Origin of the sequence: Kitasatospora sp. MBT63 (assembly GCF_000710465.2) — a bacterium.
In the GTDB taxonomy this organism is placed as follows: Bacteria; Actinomycetota; Actinomycetes; order Streptomycetales; family Streptomycetaceae; genus Kitasatospora.
This window is the reverse complement of record NZ_JAIZ01000752.1, coordinates 1-1,159: the sequence shown is the minus strand read 5'-3', so window position 1 is coordinate 1,159 and position 1,159 is coordinate 1. Positions and strand designations below refer to the sequence as shown.

The following is a 1,159-nucleotide window of genomic DNA, read 5'->3' as shown; positions in this document are numbered from 1 at the left end:
GACGGCGGCCGGGGGCGGGACGGCGGCCGGGGGCGGCATGTGCCGGGGCGGGACGACCGGCGGCGCCTGGCGGGCCGCGAAGACCGGTGGAGGCAGGTGCTCGCCCTCGGCGGGCGCCCGTCGGCTGGTGCCGGGGACCCAGCCGGTACCGCCCCAGTAGCGGACGAAGCCGGGGATGGAAGGGTCGGGGTAGTAGCCCGGCGTCGGGCCGGCGGCCGTGTCCGCGCCGGCGGCGAATGGCCGGTCCGTCATCCGTGCTTCCTTCGCGCCCGCACCGGGCCGGATCGAGTGGCGCAGGCGGAGAGTCGCCATGCAGTCACAAAGGGTAGTGCCTCGGGCGGGGCTTTCCGCTTGATTCCGCGGAAAAAGACCCCATCGGAAGGTGTGTAAGAGATCCTGTGCACCGCCCTCTCTCCTGGTGGAGGGGCTGAGCGGCAGCCGCTCCGGAAGCGGAGAGGAGCACGGCCATGGAGCGGTACGTCGGTGTGGTGGAGCAGGAGCTCGACCTGGACCTGGTGCTGTCGCCCGAGCGGAGCGTGTCCGTCCCGGCCCGGCTGTCGTACGGGAGCCACGACCCGTTCGCGGTCCACATCACCTTTCACCTGGACACCGGGACGCCGGTGACCTGGGTGTTCGCCCGTGAGCTGCTGGTCGAGGGGACCTTCCGGCCCTGCGGCCAGGGCGACGTGCGGATCTGGCCGACCCGGTCGGGGCGGCGGAGCGTGCTGTGCATGGCACTGAGCTCGCCGGCCGGGGACGCGCTGCTGGAGGCGCCGCTGGCCACGGTGGCGGCCTGGCTGGAGCGGGCTCACCGGCTGGTGCCGCCGGGCGGCGAGCTGGGCGCGATGGACCTGGACGGCTCGCTCGCCGACCTGCTGGCGTGACCCGCGACCGGCCCGGACCTCACGCGCACGCCGTTGACGCGCGGGCCGTCCACCCGCGGGCCGTCCACCTGCGAGCAGCGCTCGGTCACGCCGTTGACGCGCGAGCCGTCCGCGCGCCGCGAGCAGTACACGGCAGCGCGGAGCGGACGAGGCGGCGCCGCTCCCCGGCCACGCGGTTCCCCGCGCCGCCGGGCGAACGGGTCGGGCCCGGCGCCGAACGCGCTAGCGCCGCGCCCCCACCTCGGTCTGCGCCCCCGCGTCGGCCCGCGCGCCGG

At 76.1% G+C, this 1,159-nt stretch carries 2 protein-coding genes; one reads left to right on the top strand and one right to left on the bottom strand.

Annotation, left to right across the window (positions count from 1 at the left end; translation table 11 throughout):
• Window positions 1-252, bottom strand: a 252-nt coding sequence (locus AA75_RS39480) for a DUF2510 domain-containing protein (protein ID WP_033825295.1), incomplete at its 3' end; no start/stop codon positions are given.
• Between the two features lie 215 nt (window positions 253-467).
• Between AA75_RS39480 and AA75_RS39475 the strand changes: the two genes are divergently transcribed.
• Window positions 468-884, top strand: coding sequence for an SsgA family sporulation/cell division regulator (locus tag AA75_RS39475; protein ID WP_033825294.1), 417 nt, complete (start codon window positions 468-470; stop codon window positions 882-884).
• The last annotated feature ends 275 nt before the right edge of the window (window positions 885-1,159 follow it).

Coding starts and splice junctions, on each gene's coding strand:
- AA75_RS39475 (WP_033825294.1), top strand. CDS start 468: ATGGAGCGGTACGTCGGTGTGGTGGAGCAGGAGCTCGACCTGGACCTG.